Consider the following 16,653-nt stretch of genomic DNA (forward strand, 5'->3'; position numbering starts at 1 on the left):
CCGTAACCTCGCCCCCGACCCCGCCCGCGCCGCCCAACTCGCCCGCCAGCAGGCCGCGTTGGACAGTGCGCGTACCAAGCGGGAGCGCGATGCCGATCCGGAGCGGCTGGGGCTGCGCCGGTCCGTGCTGGCCGAGGCGGCGGTCGCGGCCGTCGTGCTCGTGGTGACCACGGTGCTGACCGCCACCGAACCGGCCCGTACCGAAGAGGCGGTCAAGGCCGCCTCGGGCGGACAGTCCGCCACGGCCTCCACGACCGCCCGGCCGCAGGCGCTGACCATCCCGTTCGACACCGGCGGCCCGCACGGCAAGGGCACCGCCCGCCTCGATCTCGCCCCCGGCAGCAGCACCGCCGCCAATACGCTGCAACTGCGGCTCGCCGACTCGTCGGGCAAGGCCATGGACGTCCCCGAGGTGAAGATTTCCTTCACCCAGAAGGCCAAGAAGCTCGGGCCGCTCCCGGCCGTTCCCCGGCAGGTCGGCAAGGGCCGCTGGCGGGCGAGCGGGGTCCGGCTGCCGGTCCCCGGGCAGTGGCAGCTGTCGCTGGTCGTCCGGACCTCCGACATCGACCAGGTGACCGAGATCAAGAACGTGAAGATCGGCTGATGAGCAAGCAGACCTCCGGCAAGAAGGCCCCCCAGAAGGCCGCTCAAAAGGCCACTCAGAAGGCCACCGGCAAGCGGAATCCCGGCACGCGGACCGGCGGGCAGGGCGGCGGACGCGTCCCCGCGCCGGCCGCCGCGCCGACCCCCGAGACCGGCGCGTCCCCCGCCCCGGAGCTCTCCCGCCGCCGGCTGCTCGGCACCGTCGGCGCGGCGGGGGCGGCCGGGCTGGTCGCCGGCGGGGCCGGTGGTGCGCTCGCGGTCAGCGCCGCGCAGGACACCGCCCCCACCGCTCTGACCAGCATCGGCTCGACCGAGGTGGCGTTCCGGAAGGCATCCGCCACGCACCAGGCGGGGATCACCACCCCGCTCCAGGCCACCGGCCATCTCGTCGCCTTCGACCTGGCGCCGGATGCGGACCGCAAGACCGCGGCCGCACTGCTGCGCCGCTGGTCGCGGACGGCCGAGGAGCTGATGGCCGGGCGCACCCCGGACGCCGACACGGGGGTCGCGCTCGACGCGGGCCCGTCCTCGCTGACCGTCACCTTCGGCTTCGGGCACAGCTTCTTCGACCGTACGGGGCTGACGAAGCGGCGCCCCGTCCAGCTCGACCCGCTGCCGGACTTCTCCGCCGACGCGCTGGACCCCAAGCGCAGCAACGGCGACCTGTGGATCCAGATCGGCGCCGATGACGCCCTGGTCGCCTTCCATGCGCTGCGTGCGCTGCAGAAGGACGCGGCCGGCAGTGCCCGGCTGCGCTGGCAGATGAACGGCTTCAACCGCACCCCGGGCGCCACCGCGCGGCCGCGGACCGCCCGCAATCTGATGGGCCAGATCGACGGCACCAACAACCCCAAGCCGTCGGACAAGGACTTCGACGAGCGGATCTTCGTGGGGCGCGATGCCGACCAGGCCTGGATGCGCGGCGGGTCGTACGCCGTCGTCCGGCGGATCCGGATGCTGCTGGACGACTGGGAGAAGCGCTCCCGGCACGCGCAGGAGAAGGTCATCGGGCGCCGCAAGGACAACGGGGCCCCGCTGACCGGCGGTTCCGAGAGCACCCCGATGCGGCTGGACGCTACCGGCTCCGACGGGCTGCCGGTGATCCCCGTCAATGCGCATGCGCGGATCGCGGCGCCGGCGTCCAATCAGGGCGCCGCGCTGCTGCGCCGCCCGTTCTCCTTCCATGACGGGTTCCGGGAGGACGGCGCCCCGGACGCCGGGCTGCTCTTCGTCTGCTGGCAGGCCGATCCGCTGCGGGCCTTCACCCAGATCCAGCGGAAGCTGGACCGCGGGGACGCGCTGTCGCCGTTCCTGCGGCACGAGGCGAGCGGACTGTTCGCGGTGCCGCCGGCCGCGGAGCCGGGCGGCTACGTGGGCCGGCCCCTGCTGGAGGGCTGAGGAACCGGCCCGCCCGGGAGCCGCCCGGAACCCGGGCCCGGATCGGAAACCGGCCCCGGAGCCGGGCCCGCCCTGCACCCGGCCCCGAACCCGGGCCCGTCCCGGAAACCGTCCGCGCCGGAAGTCCGGTCCGGGCGCCGGACGGGCCGGTTATCGTGGCAGGGCAGGGAGTACATCGGCGGGGTGCCCCCGCAGTTACGCGAGGGAGTCCTGACCATGTCGGCCAGCCGCTATACCTATCTCGGTCCCGAGGGCACCTTCACGGAGGCCGCGCTGCGCAGCCTGCCCGAGGCGGCCACCCGCGAGCTGGTGCCGATGGTGTCGGTGCCCGCAGCCCTGGACGCGGTGCGCGCCGGTGAGGCCGCCGCGGCGCTGGTGCCGATCGAGAACTCCGTCGAGGGCGGGGTGACCACCACCGTCGACGAACTCGCCGCCGGCGAGCCGCTGATGATCTACCGCGAGGTGCTGCTGCCGATCGCCTTCGCGCTGCTGGTGCGCCCCGGTACATCGCTCAGCGAGGTGAAGACGGTGACCGGGCACCCGGTCGCCCAGCCGCAGGTGCGCAAGTGGCTGGCGGCCCAACTCCCGGAGGCCGTATGGGAGTCGGCGGCCTCGAACGCCGATGGCGCCCGGCTGGTGCAGGAGGGCCGCTACGACGGCGCGTTCGCGGGCGAGTTCGCGGCCGCGCCGTACGGCCTGGAGCCGCTGGTCACCGACATCCATGACGCGCAGAACGCGGCCACCCGCTTCGTGCTGGTGGGCCGCCCGGCCCGGCCCGCCGCGCCCACCGGCGCGGACAAGACCTCGGTGGTGCTGTGGCTGGCCGAGGACCACCCCGGTGCGCTGCTGGAACTGCTCCAGGAGTACGCGGGCCGCGGGGTGAACATGATGCGGATCGAGTCCCGGCCGACCGGCGAGGGCATCGGCCGCTACTGCTTCTCGGTGGACTGCGAGGGGCACCTCACCGACCGCCGGGTCAGCGAGGTCCTGATGGGGCTCAAGCGGGTCTGCCGCGAGGTGCGGTTCCTCGGCTCGTACCCGCGGGCGGACGAAGTGCCGCCGACCGTACGCCGGGAGATGACGGACGCGGCGTTCACCGAGGCGTCGGACTGGCTGGCGCGCTGCCTGGACGGGCGGGGCTGAGCGGTCGCCGCACCGCTGCGCGAGCCCGGCCACAGGACCCTGCGGAACGGCACGACCTGGGACTTTGGCAGCGCTGTGGGTTATCCACAAAGTTATCCACAGGCCCGGTTCTCGACCTGTGGGTAAGTCGACATGAGAATCGGACAGAGTCGACAAATCGCCCTACTGACCGCACATCACTCCACAGCACCCCACGCCGGGCAGCGTCAGCACAATTCAGGTGATCAATCCTTTAGGGCGAGGCAATCCCACACGAAAGAGTGCGTGAACGGGGTTTGTACAGGGAATCCATAGCTGAGCATTTCGGGAGCGGAATGATCTCCTCCGACTTCCACAGATCTCACACACAGGCTGTGGATAACAATCCAGAAACCCCCAGCGCCTGTGGACAACCAGGGGAATCCCGGGGGATAACCGCGCTCCGCGCCCCCACCCGGTGCCCACCCGAGGCCCCACCCAACTACCGCTCCCCACGCAGTGGATCACAGGCGGCCCGAGCCGCCGAACCCCTCACCCCGGCCCCCCGCGAAAGCCGCACCGACCACCTCACACCCTGGAATGCATACGCCTTTCCGTCGCTTTCCTACCGCCACCTCTAAGCGGAATAAACACCCCAAAACGGACAAACTGCCGCGCCATGGAATATCGCGTCGAGTGACGCGGTGTGGCCCCGGTAGCCTGGGGGTGTGATTGACCTTCGCCTGCTCCGTGAGGACCCCGACCGAGTGCGCGCATCCCAGCGCGCCCGTGGAGAGGACGTCGAGCTCGTCGACGCGCTTCTCTCCGCCGACGAGCGGCGCAGGTCGTCCAGCGTCCGCTTCGACGAGCTGCGTGCCGAGCAGAAGTCGCTCGGCAAGCTCATCCCCAAGGCCTCCGGCGACGAGAAGGCCGCGCTGCTGACGAAGGCCGGTGAGCTGTCCGCCGCCGTCAAGGCCGCCGACGCCGCGCAGGACGAGGCCAAGGAAGAGACCCAGCAGCTGCTGCGGAAGCTCGGCAACCTCGTCCACCCCGACGTCCCCGTCGGCGGCGAGGAGGACTTCCGGGTCCTGGAGACGCACGGCACGATCCGTGACTTCACCGCCGAGGGCTTCGCGCCCAAGGACCACCTGGAGATCGGCGAGCTGCTCGGCGCCATCGACGTCGAGCGCGGCGCCAAGGTCTCCGGCTCCCGCTTCTACTACCTCACGGGCATCGGCGCGCTGCTGGAGCTCGCCCTCGTCAACGCCGCCATCGCGCAGGCCACCGCGGCCGGCTTCACGCCGATGCTGACCCCCGCCCTGGTGCGCCCGCGCGCCATGGAGGGCACCGGCTTCCTCGGCCAGGCAGCGGAGAACGTCTACCACCTGGAGAAGGACGACTACTACCTGGTCGGCACCTCCGAGGTCCCGCTCGCCGCGTACCACATGGACGAGATCGTCGACGCGGCCAAGCTGCCGCTGCGCTACGCCGGTTTCTCGCCGTGCTTCCGCCGCGAGGCCGGCACCTACGGCAAGGACACCCGCGGCATCTTCCGGGTCCACCAGTTCGACAAGGTCGAGATGTTCTCGTACGTCGCGCCGGAGGACGCCCAGGCCGAGCACCAGCGGCTGCTGGACTGGGAGAAGCAGTGGCTCACCGGTCTGGAGCTGCCCTTCCAGGTGATCGACGTCGCCACCGGTGACCTCGGCGCCTCCGCCTCCCGCAAGTTCGACTGCGAGGCGTGGATCCCCACCCAGGGCAAGTACCGCGAGCTGACCTCGGCCTCCAACTGCGATGAGTTCCAGGCCCGCCGGCTCTCGGTCCGGATGCGCGAGACCGTCGACGGCAAGCAGAAGGTCTCGCCGCTGGCGACGCTGAACGGCACGCTCTGCGCCGTACCGCGCACCATCGTGGCGATCTTCGAGAACCACCAGCAGGCGGACGGCTCGGTGCGCGTCCCCGAGGTGCTCCGCCCCTACCTGGGCGGCCGCGAGATCCTGGAGCCCGTCGCCACGTGAGCGCAGTTGCTCCGCCGTCCTACAGGCTCATCGCGACGGATCTCGACGGGACGCTGCTGCGCCACGACGAGACCGTCTCCGAACGTACCCGCCAGGCGCTCGCCGCGGCCACCGCGGCGGGCGCGGCGCACATCGTCGTCACCGGCCGGGCCGTGCCCTGGACCCGGCACATCCTCGATGCCCTGGAGTACAAGGGCCTCGCGGTGTGCGGACAGGGCGGCCAGGTCTACCACGCCGGTGAGCACCGGCTGCTGACCTCGGTGACGCTCGACCGCCAGCTCGCCGGTCTCGCGCTGGCCAAGATCGAGGCCGAGGTCGGCCCGCTCCATCTGGCGGCCAGCCGGGACGGCCTGGAGGGCGAGGTGCTGGTCGGCCCCGGCTACCGCGTCCAGGAAGGCCCGCTGCCGAACGTCCTGCTGGACGACCCCGGCGAGCTGTGGACGGCCCCGCTCAACAAGGTCTACATCCAGCACCCGACCCTGGACGACGACGCGCTGGCGCTGGCCGCGCGGCAGGTCGCCGGGGATCTGGTGGGCGTGACGGTGGCCGGTCCGGGCATCGTCGAACTGCTGCCGCTCGGCCTGACGAAGGCCACCGGCCTGTCGCTGGCCGCCCGCCGCCTGGGGGTCACCGCCAAGGACACCCTGGCCTTCGGCGACATGCCCAACGACATCCCGATGTTCGCCTGGGCCGCACACGGCGTGGCGATGGCCAATGCCCATGACGAGCTGAAGGCCGTCGCGCACGAACTCACCGCCTCCAACGAGGAGGACGGCGTCGCGGTGGTCCTGGAGCGGCTCTACCTCTCCTGACCGCCCGGCCTCTCCTGACCACCCGGCCTCTCCTGACCGCCCGACGGATCGGACTCCGCGGGCGGCCGTCCGCCCGCCCTGTCGGGCTCCGGCCCCTGCGTCCCCTCCGTCCCCTTCGGCTTCTCGGCGGCCGCCGCCGGAGTCAGCGGCCAGGCCGCAAAGCCCATGGTCAGCGCGATGGCATGGCCGAAGTCGGTGAAGGTCGCACCGGTCACCAGCGGAATGCCGAAGAAGACCAGCACCCCGCCGAAGTAGACATAGCGCCAGGGGGGCCGCAGCCGGTACGTCAGCACCCCGGCGGCCGCCGCCAGCCCGTACGAGACGCCGATGTCCACCACATGGGTCATCGACCGCGGCAGCCGGTGCCCCTCGATGGCCAGCAGGACGAGTTCCTGGCTGGCGAGGGTGGCGGCGATATGCGCACCGCCGACCGTCAGCAGCCAGCGCGCGGTCCCCGTCCAGCGCTCCACGTTGGCGTGCAGCAGCTCGAACATCACCACGTACAGCAGGAAGGACTCGGGGCGTTCGATCCAGAAACCGCTGATCAGCAGCGACGGCAGCGGATGCTCGTTCAGCTCGTGGATGTTGCTGCTGGTGCGGTGGACGAGGAACTGCCCCAGCCCCTCGGAGGCGGAGGCGATGACCAGGCTGGTGACGCCGATGACCAACAGCCAGATATGCGTACCGGGACTGCTGCGGACCCACTCCTTCACCCAGAGCACGGGATTGCCGGGAAGCTTCCGCAGCCCGGGGCGCGGGGGCTCCATCAGGGCGCCCATCAGCGGCGTCCGCGGGGGATGGGGACGGGCGGCACGGTGCCGGCATGGGCGACGCCCGCGTCGGGGTGCGCCGCCAGGGCCGCGCCGGTGGCGACGAGTTCGGCGGGCGGCGTACGGACGTCGAGCCGGAGCGCCCGCGCGGACCCACGGTCGGGGGCACCGAAACCGGTGCGGACGCCGCGGGGGTGGCCGATGGCTCCCCCGCGGACCGTTCGGTCACGCTTCCCGTCGAATGTCACCATTCGAGGCTAGCGCGTGGCGGATTGCACCGCCGGAGGCGAGCGGCCGGAAGCAGCGGGCGCGCGGCCCCCGGGGCGAGCGGGGAAGCCGGAGGGACGACTGCCCCAGCTCAGGCCCGGGTTACCGGCTCCTGGAGTTCGGTGACCCATTCTTCCTGGTCGGGTGGGCACTCCAGGTAGAGCTCGCGGGCGTAGCCGGCGGAGCGGTAGCCGTTGGCGTCGATCCAGTGCGCGAGGTTCTGGGCGGTCGGCAGGATCCGGCTCATCGGGCCGCGGTGCACCACCGTGGCGGCGCAGTCGAGGCCGGGGAGGGTGACGACCGCGAAGCCGGGACCGTCGGCGCCGGCCGTCACGGCTCCGCCGCCGGCCGTCAGGGCGCTGCCGTCGGCGGGGGTGGAGCTGCCGTCTACCGTGAGACCGGCCTTGTCCAGGGCTTCCCGGGTGATCACCATCCCGGCGTGCACGACGATGGCCTCATTGCCGGGGGCCGCCGTGCTGCCGCTCCCTCCTCCGGCGCTCCCTTCGCTGCTTCCGGCAGGCCGCTCGCTCCCCGAACCGGCCGTCGGTGCGTCCTCGTAGTACGCCAGTCCCGGCCCGGCCGGAGTCACTCCGGCCGTCTCCAGCTGCCGGCACAGCTCGGTGTAGAGCGGCTGGATGACCGGCCCGATGTCCTCGGGCCCGTAACCGGCCGCGATTCCGGTCAGCTCCGCGAGCAGGACCGTTCCGGTGGGCTTGACCACCACATCGTCGGCAGACATGCGTCCCTCACTCTCGATCGTCCGGAGCCTCGCCTCGACCTGGGCCAGTCGCGCACCCGCCGCCGTCAGCGCCGCCTCCAGCTCCGCCCGCCGCAGCCGCAGCATGCCGCGCAGTTCCGGCACGCTCACCTCCTCGGTCAGGATCGCCCCCACCTGCTGGAGGCTGAAGCCGAGGTCCTTGAGCGCGATGATGCGGTTGAGCCGGGCGAGCTGGGCCGCTTCGTAGTAGCGGTAGCCGCTGAAGGGGTCGGTACGGGCCGGGCGCAGCAGCCCGAGCGCGTCGTAATGACGCAGCATGCGGGCCGACACACGGCCGTACCGGGCGAAATCTCCGATGGTGAACATGACGCCTTCCAGTGGAGTGCTTTCCACAGTGTCAAGGTCCAGGGGAGCGGGCCAGGGGAACGGACCAGGGGGAGCGGACCAGGGGGAGGCGCGGGAGGACTGGGGAGAGGACGAGGCGTGGCGGCAGGCCCTCGCCGGGCCGGGCCGGGCAGACCCGGGCTGGGCCCGCGGGCAGTTCCCCTGCGTCACCGCCGCCCCACAACCGGCCACCGGGCGGCAGCATCGCGTCAAGTAGGGCCCACAACCCGTCAATGACGCGTCAGCGACCGGCCGGATACCCCGGATCCCGGGCATAGCGTCAGAGCCGAGCCCCGGCATGCGCGCTTCCCCCGGTCCGGGGCCGCTGTTCTGTACGAGGAGCAACCCGTGTCCCACCCCCTGTACGCGGAAGATCCCGAGCCTGCCGAACCCGTCCCGGCCGGGCTGCTGTGCGTCCCTGTCCGGTCGGGCCCCGCGGGCTGCACGGCCCGCCTGTTCCGCACTCCGCTCGGCGGCCGTACCGCCGTCGGCTTCACCTCACCCCAGCGGCTCGCCGCGGTCCTCGGCGGCGGCCAGCCGTGGGTCAGGCTCTCCGAGGCCGCGCTGCGGGCGCTGGCCGAACCCGTCGGCGTGACGGCGCTGACCGTCGATCCGGGGTTCGTCCCCGACGTGTCCCGCGGTCACCACCTACGGGCCGTCTGAGGGAGGCAGTCGTCATGAGCCACCACACTCTGCCCCCGATCGGACGGGACACCGCCGGCGTGCCTCCGGTCGCCGGCGTGCCACCGGTCGCCGCCGTGGCCGTCCCGCCGCGCACCGCCCCGCCGCACACCACCGCCCGGCCGCCGTCCGACGACGGACCGTCGGTCGAAGGGCCGCCCGTCGAAGGGCCGTTGTCCGTCTGGCCCGGGTCCACGACGCCGCTCGGCCATGACGACCTCGCCGTGGGCGGCGTGCCGCTCACCGAGGTGGCCGACCGGTTCGGCACCCCCTCCTACGTCCTGGACGAGGACGAGATACGCCGGCGCTGCCGCGCCTACCTGCGGGCCTTCCCCGACGCCGAGGTCTACTACGCGGCCAAGGCCTTCCTGTGCCGCGCCATGGTCCACTGGGTGTGGGAGGAGGGCCTTGGCCTGGACGTCTGCTCCGCCGGCGAACTGGAACTGGCCGTCACCACCGGCTTTCCGCCCGCGCGGATGGTGCTGCACGGCAACGCCAAGAGCCCGGCCGATCTGCGGGCCGCACTGCGGCTCGGCATCGGCCGGATCGCCCTCGACAACACCTCGGAGATCGCCCGGCTGGCCGCCGCGGTCCCTGCGGGCAGCCGGCAGAAGGTACTGATCCGGGTCGTGCCGGGGATCGCCGCCGGCGGGCACGCCAAGATCCGGACCGGCACGGACGACCAGAAGTTCGGGCTGTCGATCGCCGACGGCTCCGCACAGCACGCCATCGCCCGGGTGCTCAGTCAGCCACGCCTCGAACTGGTCGGGCTGCACTGCCACTTGGGCTCGCAGATCACCACCGTCAAGCCGTATCTGTCGGCCGTACGACGTCTGATCGGCCTGCTGGCCCGGATCCGCGAGCAGCACGGCGTCACCCTGCCCGAGCTGGACCTCGGCGGCGGCCACGGCGTCGCCTACCGCCCCGGTGAACCGGCGCTCGACCTCGCCTCCCTCGGCGCCAGGATCCGTGCGGAGCTGGACCGCGGCTGCGCGGCGGCCGGTCTGCCGGTGCCCCGGCTCGCCGTCGAACCCGGCCGCGCCATCGCCGGTCCGGCCGGTGTCGTCCTCTACCGGGTGCTGTCGGTCAAACGGACCGGCGCGCACACCTTTGTGGCCGTGGACGGCGGGATGAGCGACAACCCGCGGCCCGCGCTGTACGGGGTGCGCTATGCGCCGCGGCTGGTCGGGCGGGACGCGGCGGCCGCGACGGAACCGGTCACCGTCGTCGGACGGCACTGCGAGGCGGGCGATGTGCTCGCCGCCGATGTGCCGCTGCCCGCCGACGTCCGCCCCGGCGATCTGCTGGCCGTCCCCGTGGCCGGCGCCTACCAGGTCTCGATGGCCTCCGGCTACAACCTCGTCGGCCGGCCTCCGGTCGTCGCCGTCACCGCGGGACATGCCCGCCTCCTTGTACGCCGCGAATCCCTGGCGGACATCCAGGAGCGGGACATCGGGTTGTGAGGGGTGGTCCCCTAGGGCCTGGCCCTGTCCGATGGGTCAGGGCCAGGGCCCGGCCATGAGCCGTCGGACAGGCCTAGGGGACCACGTAGTGCCGGTAGTGCCCTGGTACCCCTCGCCCCTGCCTCCACCAGGGGTTTTCCTTGCCCCCACCCCTTCCGTGTACGAGGAAAACGTCAGTTGTAGGATGACAGGGCAACTGGCTCGCCGCCCGGAGGTGGCGCAGGAGCTCATCGACACGGACGGACGGAACGGCCATGGCACTACAGGCGGCGGGGCGACGCTCACTCGTGGACACCGTCGTCGATGCCCTGCGGTCCCAACTCGCCGCCGGGGAGTGGCCGGTGGGGTCCCGTATCCCCACCGAGCATGCGCTCGCCGAACAGCTCCAGGTCGGCCGGAACACCGTCCGTGAGGCGGTGCGGGTGCTCGTGCACGCCGGAATGCTGCGCTCACGGCAGGGCGAGGGCACCTTCGTCGTGTCCACCGCGGACCCCGGCGACATCATGCGCGGCGTCCAACGGGCGGGCATCCGCGACGTATTGGAGCTGCGGATCGCGCTGGAGGCGGAGGCCGCCCGGCTGGCCGCGCTGCGCCATGAGCCCGCCGACCTCGCACGGATGCGCGCGGCACTGGACGCACAGGCCGGCTTCGCCGACGCGGAAGGGCAGCCCCACGCCGAGAACCTGGAGCTCTACGCCGATCACGACATCGCCTTCCACATGGCCGTCGTCGAGGCCGCGCACAACGCCGCACTGACGGCCACATACGGCTGGTTCAGCAGCTCGGTGCGGGAGGCGCTGGTCACTGCCCTGGACGACGGGGCGATGCCGCGGGTCTCGCACGGTGATCACCGCGCGGTCGTGGACGCGATCGCGGCGGGCGACCCGGAGGCCGCGGAGCGGGCCACCCGTGCCCTGCTGGAGAAGCCGAAGCGGGCGGTGGAAGCCCTGCTGGCCGCCCGCTGAGGGCTGCACATTCGGGCTGCGGCTCGGGAATTCGGGCGGCACGGCAGGGATTTGGGCGGCGCGACAGGAATTCGGTGGCACTGCGCCGCAGGCATTCGGGCGGTGCATCGGGCCTTCGTCGCTGCGGTCGTACGGAGGCAGGGACGGCCGTACGGACGAGCCCGCGCGCCGCAGATCGTCGGCGCCGGTCACACGAGCGGAGAAGAGGAACAGAGCATGCCGAGCACACCCGAGCGGGGCACCGCGGTGATCGACGCCGAGGAAGATCTGGTCGCGACACCACCGGTCGCGGCGGCCCGCCGTCGGCTGCGGGCCCACCCCGCCCTGCTCCTGGCCGGGATCGTGCTCGCCGCGCTCAACATGCGGGCGGCGCTGGCCGGCGTCTCTCCGCTGCTCGGTGAGATCGCCCGGCACTTCCGGCTGAACGCGACGGCCGGCAGCCTGGTGACGACCATCCCGCTGGTCTTCATGGGCCTCGGCTCGCTCGTCGCGCCGAAACTGGCCCGGCGCTGGGGCACGGAGGCGGTGCTGTGCGGGGCGCTGGTGGCGCTGTGCGGCGGCATCGTGCTGCGGATCGCGCCGCCGGTGGTCGCGCTGTTCGCCGGGTGTGCGGTGGTGGGTTCCGCCATAGCCCTGCTGAACGTGCTGATGCCGGGGCTGATCAAGCGGGACTTCCCGGGGCAGGCCGCGGGCATGACGGCGCTGTACTCGACCGCGATGATCCTGGGGGCGACCACCTCGGCCGCCACCGCGGTCCCGCTGGAGCATGCGCTCGGCGGCTGGCAGGGTTCGCTGGTCTCCTGGTCGCTGCTGGCCGCCGTCGCCGTGGTCGTCTGGATCCCGCAGGTCCTGATCGCCCGGCGGGGGAGCCGGCCCGGCTCGGCCGCGGCCACCCCGGTGCATCCTGGCGCGGCCGGGCCGAGGCTGAGCCGTTCCCCGCTGGCCTGGCAGGTCACGCTCTTCATGGGCTCACAGTCGCTGATCGCGTACGTGAGCATCGCCTGGATGCCGACGATCTTCACCGACCACGGCATGGGCAAGGGCGAGGCGGGCCTGGTCTTCGCCTTCAGCACGCTGCTGCAGATGGCCGGTTCGTTCGTGGTGCCGGTGCTCGCGGGGCGGATGCGGCGGCAGCGTCTGCTGGGGGTGGCGGTGTCCGCGCTGATGGCCTGCGGCGTCACCGGCCTGCTGCTGGCACCGGTGGCCGGCGCCTGGCTGTGGGCCGCGCTGCTCGGCGTCGGGCAGGGCGGGGCGCTGGGGCTGGCCCTGACGATGATGGTGCTGCGCTCCGGTGACGCCCACACCGCGGCCCGGCTCTCCGGCATGGCCCAGAGCGGCGGCTACCTCCTCGCCGCCGCCGGCCCCCTCGTCCTCGGTGCCGTCCACCAGGCCACCGGCGGCTGGACCGTCCCGTTGGTGCTGCTGCTCGCCGTCTGCGCCGGCCTGGCACTGCTGGGCACGGGCGCGGGCCGGGACCGGCGGATCGGGGAGGAGAGCAGGAAGTAGCGCATACGGGGAGAGGAGTAGGAAGTAGGGCATACGGGAGGGGAGGGGGAAGTCGCGTATACGGGGAGGGAGCGGGGCGTGGGGGACGTCGGGGTCCGGGGCCCTCCGGCGTCCGTTACGGGGTCTCCACTTCGCGGTCAGACAGGTGACCTACCGTGCCGCCCATGAGCGACGTCCAGCACACCGTTCGCCGGCCAGGACCACGGGTTTCCCGTCATGGCCGGCTCCTTCTTGTGGCCGTGGTGTCCGTCCTGCTCGTCCTCGGTGCACTGCTCCTGACGTGGTGGCTGCGCGGGCGGCAGGCGGAGGAGAGCCTGACCGTCCCGGAGGGGCAGCGGGCCGGCCAGATCTATGCCGCAGCGGACAACGCCCTGAAGCTGCCCGCGGGCTCCACGGCGAAGGCCGCCGAGCGCGCGCACCTCAAGCTGCCGGACGCCGCACAGGGCAATCCGGAGGGTTATCTCTACCCGGCGACCTATCCGGTCAGCTCGGACACCACCCCGGCGTCGCTGCTCTCCTACATGGCCACCACCGCCGGACGGCACCTCGCCGACGACGGCATCTCCTCCTACCGGACGGTGGTCATCGCCAGCATCGTGCAGGCCGAGGCGGACCGCCCGGCCGACATGGGCAAGGTCGCCCGGGTCATCACCAACCGGCTCGCCCACCACATGCCGCTGCAGATGGATTCGACGCTCAATTACGCGCTGCACCGCAGCACGCTCCGGACCAGTCATGCCGACACCAGGCTCAACAGCCCGTACAACACCTACCGGAACCAGGGCCTGCCGCCGACGCCGATCGACAATCCCGGGGCGGACGCACTGAAGGCGGCCGGCGCGCCGCCCGCCGGTGACTGGCTCTACTTCGTCACCGTCGCCCCGGGCGACACCCGCTTCACGGCCGACTACCAGAAGCATCTGAGGAACGTGCGGGAGTTCAACGACCGGCAGCGGAGCGCGGCGAGGGGTGGAGATGCGGCCCAGGGGTCGCAGTGATCTCGGGCGGTGGATCGGTGATCTCGGGTGGTGGCTCAGGGATGCCGGGTGGTGGCTCAGGGCAGGGGTAGCTGGGTCCTGACGATCCGCGAAGCCGAAGGCGGGCCCGCGGGGCGGCAGGGACGGGTTTCCGCCCTGCCGCCCCGCGGGCCCGGCCGTTCCGGAGGGCGTTACTCCTCGCCCGCCAGGGTGAGCGCCTTCAGCCGGCGGCCGGCGTACCAGGTGGCGACGGCCGTGAGGGCGACCAACAGGCAGACGGCGACGGGCAGTTGGACGTCCGAGGTGATCGCGCCGTCCGCGGCCACCCGCTGGCCGACGGCCAGCGCCCACTGCTGGACGCTGAGGGTCTTCGCACCCGGGATGAGCGTCCCCATGAGCGCTTCCCAGACCAGGGCGTAGACCAGGCCGAACACCACGGCGTGCCGGGTGACCGTGCCGAAGAGGAGGAAGAGGGCGCTGTAGGCGACCGAGGCGATCGCCGCCGCCACGGCGTACCCCACCGCCATCTGCTGGCTGTTGCCGTTGAGGATGAAGCCGGCGAACAGGACGGGCAGGGAGGAGAAGGCGACCGTGACACCGATCGCGACGAAGAGTTTGGTGAAGATGATCGTCGAGCGGGACACCGGCTTGGCCAGGAGGTAGACCACCGAGCCGTCGTCGATCTCCGGGCCGATCGCGCCCGTACCGGCGATGACGCCGATCAGCGGCACCATCGTGCCCAGCGCGAAGCCGCCCAGGATGCCGCCGGCGGTGGAGTCGTCCGCGTTGGCCAGCGCACGGACGGCGATGGCGAGCACCACCAGCAGGGTGGGCAGGGCGAAGAGGATCAGGGCCCGCCGCCGGCCGAGCAGGGCGCGGTAGGTGAGGCGGGCGACGGTCGGGTGGAACAGTGCGGCCTTGGGCGCACGCGCGGGCGCGGGCGGGGCAGCCGGGGTGGTCGTGGACATGCGTCAGGGCTCCTTTCCGGCCTCAGGCCGCTATGAGATAGGAGAAGACGGATTCCAGCGACTCGTCGGAGGGGGAGACCGTCAGCAGGCGGATGCCGTGGTCGCGGGCGACCCGCGGCAGGAGTTCGGTGAAGCGCCCGAAGTCGACCGCCTGGACGCGCAGGGCGCCTTCGGCGAGATCCACCTCGATCCCGGCCGTCGAGGGGTCGGCGATCAGGGCACCGGCCAGCGCCCGGTCGTTGTCGGACCGGACGAGGTAGCGGTGCGGGCGGTCCGTCATCAGCCGGCGGATCTTGCGGAAGTCGCCGGACGCGGCGTGCCGCCCGGCCACCACCACCTCGATGTGCGAGGCGAGTTGCTCGACCTCTTCGAGGATGTGCGAGGAGAACAGGACCGTACGGCCCTGGTCGCCCATCTGCCGCAGCAACTCCATCAGCTGCATCCGCTGGCGCGGGTCCATGCCGTTGAACGGCTCGTCGAGCAGCAGCACGGACGGATCGTGCACCAGCGCGGAGGCCATCTTCACCCGCTGCCGCATGCCCTTGCTGTAGGTCGAGATCTTGCGGTCCTGGGCGTACTCCATCTCGACGGTGGCCAGCGCCCTGGCCGCCTCCGCCCGGCCCAGGCCGTGCAACTCGGCGTTGGCGAGGACGAATTCACGTCCCGTGAGGAAGTCGTACATCGCCTCGCGCTCCGGGACGATGCCGATGTGGCGGTAGATGCCGGCGTTGCGCCAGATCGTCGTGCCGTCGAGGGTGACGGAACCGTTGGAGGGGGCGAGGAAGCCGCCCATCATGTTGATGAGGGTGGACTTGCCGGCGCCGTTGGGGCCGAGCAGGCCGGTCACGCCGGGGCCGATGGTCATCGTGATGTCGTTGACGGCGACGACGTTGCCGAACCAGCGCGAGACATGGTCGATGGAGATGTGTGTCATGGGCGCGGCCCATTCCTTCGGGAGGTCGTGAGGGGGCTCGGGGCGCCGCCCGGCAGCAGCCGGCGGCGGGCGGGCGTCACAGGCCGGCCTTCCGGTAGCGGCGCAGCAGCAGGGCATAGCAGCCGGCGATGACCGAGAGCGTGACGAGGAGATAGAGCAGTCCGGTGCCGGTCGAGGGGGCCAGGTTGTCGGGGAAGGAGCTGGTGCCGCCGAGGAACACCGACTGCACCCCGTCGATCAGGGTGATCGGGGAGAACAGCCCCAGCCAGCCGACGGCGGACTCGTTGCCCTGGACGTAGGCGATCCCCTGGAGAGCGCTCACCGCGCCGTACGGAATGGTGAGGACGGCGATCACAGCCGCGACACCGAAGCCGCGGCGCGGGGTGGCCGCGGAGACGACCAGGCCTATCCCGGCGAACAGCAGCGAGAGCAGCACCACGGAGACCAGTCCCTGGGCCAGCCCCTTGGTCTGGTCGACGAAGTCCATCTTCGCCAGCAGCGCTCCGATGTAGAGGACCAGCAGCGGGGCGGTGTTGAGGGCGAACAGGGCGGCCGACAGGGCCGCGAACTTCGACGCCACGTAGTCGACCCGCTCGATGGGGCGGGAGAAGTACAGCGGTATGGACCGGAAGCGCAGATCGCGGGAGACCGACTGCGGAGCCTGGGCCGCCAGGTAGAGGCCGATGACGGCCTGGAGGTAGACGGCGTAGCCGGAGTAGCCGACCGGGAGCTTTCCGGCCTTGGTGAACACCGCCACCGCGACCATGATCACGGCGGGCAGGCACATCACGACGAAGAGCAGCATCGGCAGCACCTTGCTCTTGGCCGAACGGCCCAGACCGTAGGCGCCGCGCAGGCTCTGTGAGAAGAGCGACCGGCGGGCATAGGCGCGGCCCAGGCGGGGGCCGTCGTAGTGGCGGTAGCCGATGTTGTGGATATGGGCGCTGCCCGGCGCGCCGGCTACGGACGTCGCGGACTCGGACGTCATGGGCTCAGGCGACATCGTGGGCGCCTCCGTCCTGGGTGGCATGCGGGGCGCGCGGGGCGCCCCGCATGCCACCCAGGACGGAGGCGCCCACGATGTCGCC

General features: G+C 72.1%; 15 protein-coding genes and 1 pseudogene. 10 read left to right on the forward strand and 6 right to left on the reverse strand.

Features of this window, described 5'->3' with window-relative positions:
- From EST54_RS34320 to EST54_RS29335, 5 genes and pseudogenes are all read left to right on the forward strand, one after another.
- Window positions 1-604: pseudogene (locus tag EST54_RS34320) on the forward strand (hypothetical protein); the annotation flags it as partial.
- Window positions 604-2,001 carry an iron uptake transporter deferrochelatase/peroxidase subunit gene (gene efeB, locus EST54_RS29320; RefSeq protein ID WP_129250733.1) on the forward strand — a complete coding sequence of 466 codons (1,398 nt, stop codon included), beginning with the start codon at window positions 604-606 and terminating at the stop codon, window positions 1,999-2,001. The pseudogene EST54_RS34320 and the gene efeB, both read left to right, overlap by 1 nt.
- Window positions 2,002-2,217: 216 nt before the next feature.
- Entirely contained in the window at window positions 2,218-3,144 is a 927-nt protein-coding gene (gene pheA / locus EST54_RS29325) for a prephenate dehydratase (RefSeq protein ID WP_129250734.1), read from the forward strand.
- Window positions 3,145-3,830: 686 nt separating this feature from the next.
- Window positions 3,831-5,120, forward strand: a complete 1,290-nt coding sequence (gene serS / locus EST54_RS29330; protein WP_129250735.1) for a serine--tRNA ligase — start codon at window positions 3,831-3,833, stop codon at window positions 5,118-5,120.
- On the forward strand, window positions 5,117-5,932 hold the full coding sequence (locus tag EST54_RS29335; RefSeq protein ID WP_129250736.1) for an HAD family hydrolase: 816 nt from the start codon (window positions 5,117-5,119) through the stop codon (window positions 5,930-5,932). Before serS ends, EST54_RS29335 begins: the two co-directional genes overlap by 4 nt.
- Here the strand turns inward: EST54_RS29335 and EST54_RS29340 are convergent.
- The 3 genes from EST54_RS29340 to EST54_RS29350 form a co-directional block, all read right to left on the reverse strand.
- A complete protein-coding gene (locus tag EST54_RS29340) occupies window positions 5,920-6,699 on the reverse strand; it encodes a rhomboid-like protein (protein ID WP_239013358.1) in 780 nt (259 codons plus the stop codon). The genes EST54_RS29335 and EST54_RS29340 overlap by 13 nt on opposite strands.
- Window positions 6,700-6,710: 11 nt before the next feature.
- Complete coding sequence (locus tag EST54_RS29345) at window positions 6,711-6,950, reverse strand: hypothetical protein (protein ID WP_129250738.1); 240 nt, start codon at window positions 6,948-6,950, stop codon at window positions 6,711-6,713.
- 110 nt (window positions 6,951-7,060) lie between these two features.
- On the reverse strand, window positions 7,061-8,053 hold the full coding sequence (locus tag EST54_RS29350) for a MerR family transcriptional regulator (protein ID WP_129250739.1): 993 nt from the start codon (window positions 8,051-8,053) through the stop codon (window positions 7,061-7,063).
- Window positions 8,054-8,419: 366 nt separating this feature from the next.
- Between EST54_RS29350 and EST54_RS29355 the strand changes: the two genes are divergently transcribed.
- From EST54_RS29355 to mltG, 5 genes are all read left to right on the forward strand, one after another.
- Window positions 8,420-8,734 (forward strand): SAV_915 family protein, encoded by a 315-nt coding sequence (locus tag EST54_RS29355; RefSeq protein ID WP_129250740.1) that lies wholly within the window; start codon window positions 8,420-8,422, stop codon window positions 8,732-8,734.
- A 14-nt stretch (window positions 8,735-8,748) separates the two neighbouring features.
- The gene (gene lysA / locus EST54_RS29360) at window positions 8,749-10,215 is read left to right on the forward strand and encodes a diaminopimelate decarboxylase (protein ID WP_174857541.1); all 1,467 of its coding nucleotides are present in this window, start codon (window positions 8,749-8,751) and stop codon (window positions 10,213-10,215) included.
- Between the two features lie 254 nt (window positions 10,216-10,469).
- Window positions 10,470-11,180 carry a FadR/GntR family transcriptional regulator gene (locus EST54_RS29365; protein ID WP_129250741.1) on the forward strand — a complete coding sequence of 237 codons (711 nt, stop codon included), beginning with the start codon at window positions 10,470-10,472 and terminating at the stop codon, window positions 11,178-11,180.
- A gap of 216 nt (window positions 11,181-11,396) precedes the next feature.
- Window positions 11,397-12,686, forward strand: coding sequence for a CynX/NimT family MFS transporter (locus tag EST54_RS29370; RefSeq protein ID WP_129250742.1), 1,290 nt, complete (start codon window positions 11,397-11,399; stop codon window positions 12,684-12,686).
- Window positions 12,687-12,850: 164 nt separating this feature from the next.
- On the forward strand, window positions 12,851-13,684 hold the full coding sequence (gene mltG / locus EST54_RS29375; protein ID WP_129250743.1) for an endolytic transglycosylase MltG: 834 nt from the start codon (window positions 12,851-12,853) through the stop codon (window positions 13,682-13,684).
- A 170-nt stretch (window positions 13,685-13,854) separates the two neighbouring features.
- Here mltG and EST54_RS29380 read toward each other — a convergent pair whose 3' ends face one another.
- From EST54_RS29380 to EST54_RS29390, 3 genes are all read right to left on the reverse strand, one after another.
- The gene (locus tag EST54_RS29380) at window positions 13,855-14,574 is read right to left on the reverse strand and encodes an ABC transporter permease subunit (protein WP_161989331.1); all 720 of its coding nucleotides are present in this window, start codon (window positions 14,572-14,574) and stop codon (window positions 13,855-13,857) included.
- A 79-nt stretch (window positions 14,575-14,653) separates the two neighbouring features.
- Complete coding sequence (locus tag EST54_RS29385) at window positions 14,654-15,565, reverse strand: ABC transporter ATP-binding protein (protein ID WP_129250745.1); 912 nt, start codon at window positions 15,563-15,565, stop codon at window positions 14,654-14,656.
- A 76-nt stretch (window positions 15,566-15,641) separates the two neighbouring features.
- Window positions 15,642-16,553 (reverse strand): ABC transporter permease subunit, encoded by a 912-nt coding sequence (locus EST54_RS29390; RefSeq protein ID WP_129250746.1) that lies wholly within the window; start codon window positions 16,551-16,553, stop codon window positions 15,642-15,644.
- Between the last annotated feature and the right edge of the window lie 100 nt (window positions 16,554-16,653).

The sequence above is a fragment of the Streptomyces sioyaensis genome (assembly GCF_004122735.1).
In the GTDB taxonomy this organism is placed as follows: domain Bacteria; phylum Actinomycetota; class Actinomycetes; order Streptomycetales; family Streptomycetaceae; genus Streptomyces; species Streptomyces sioyaensis.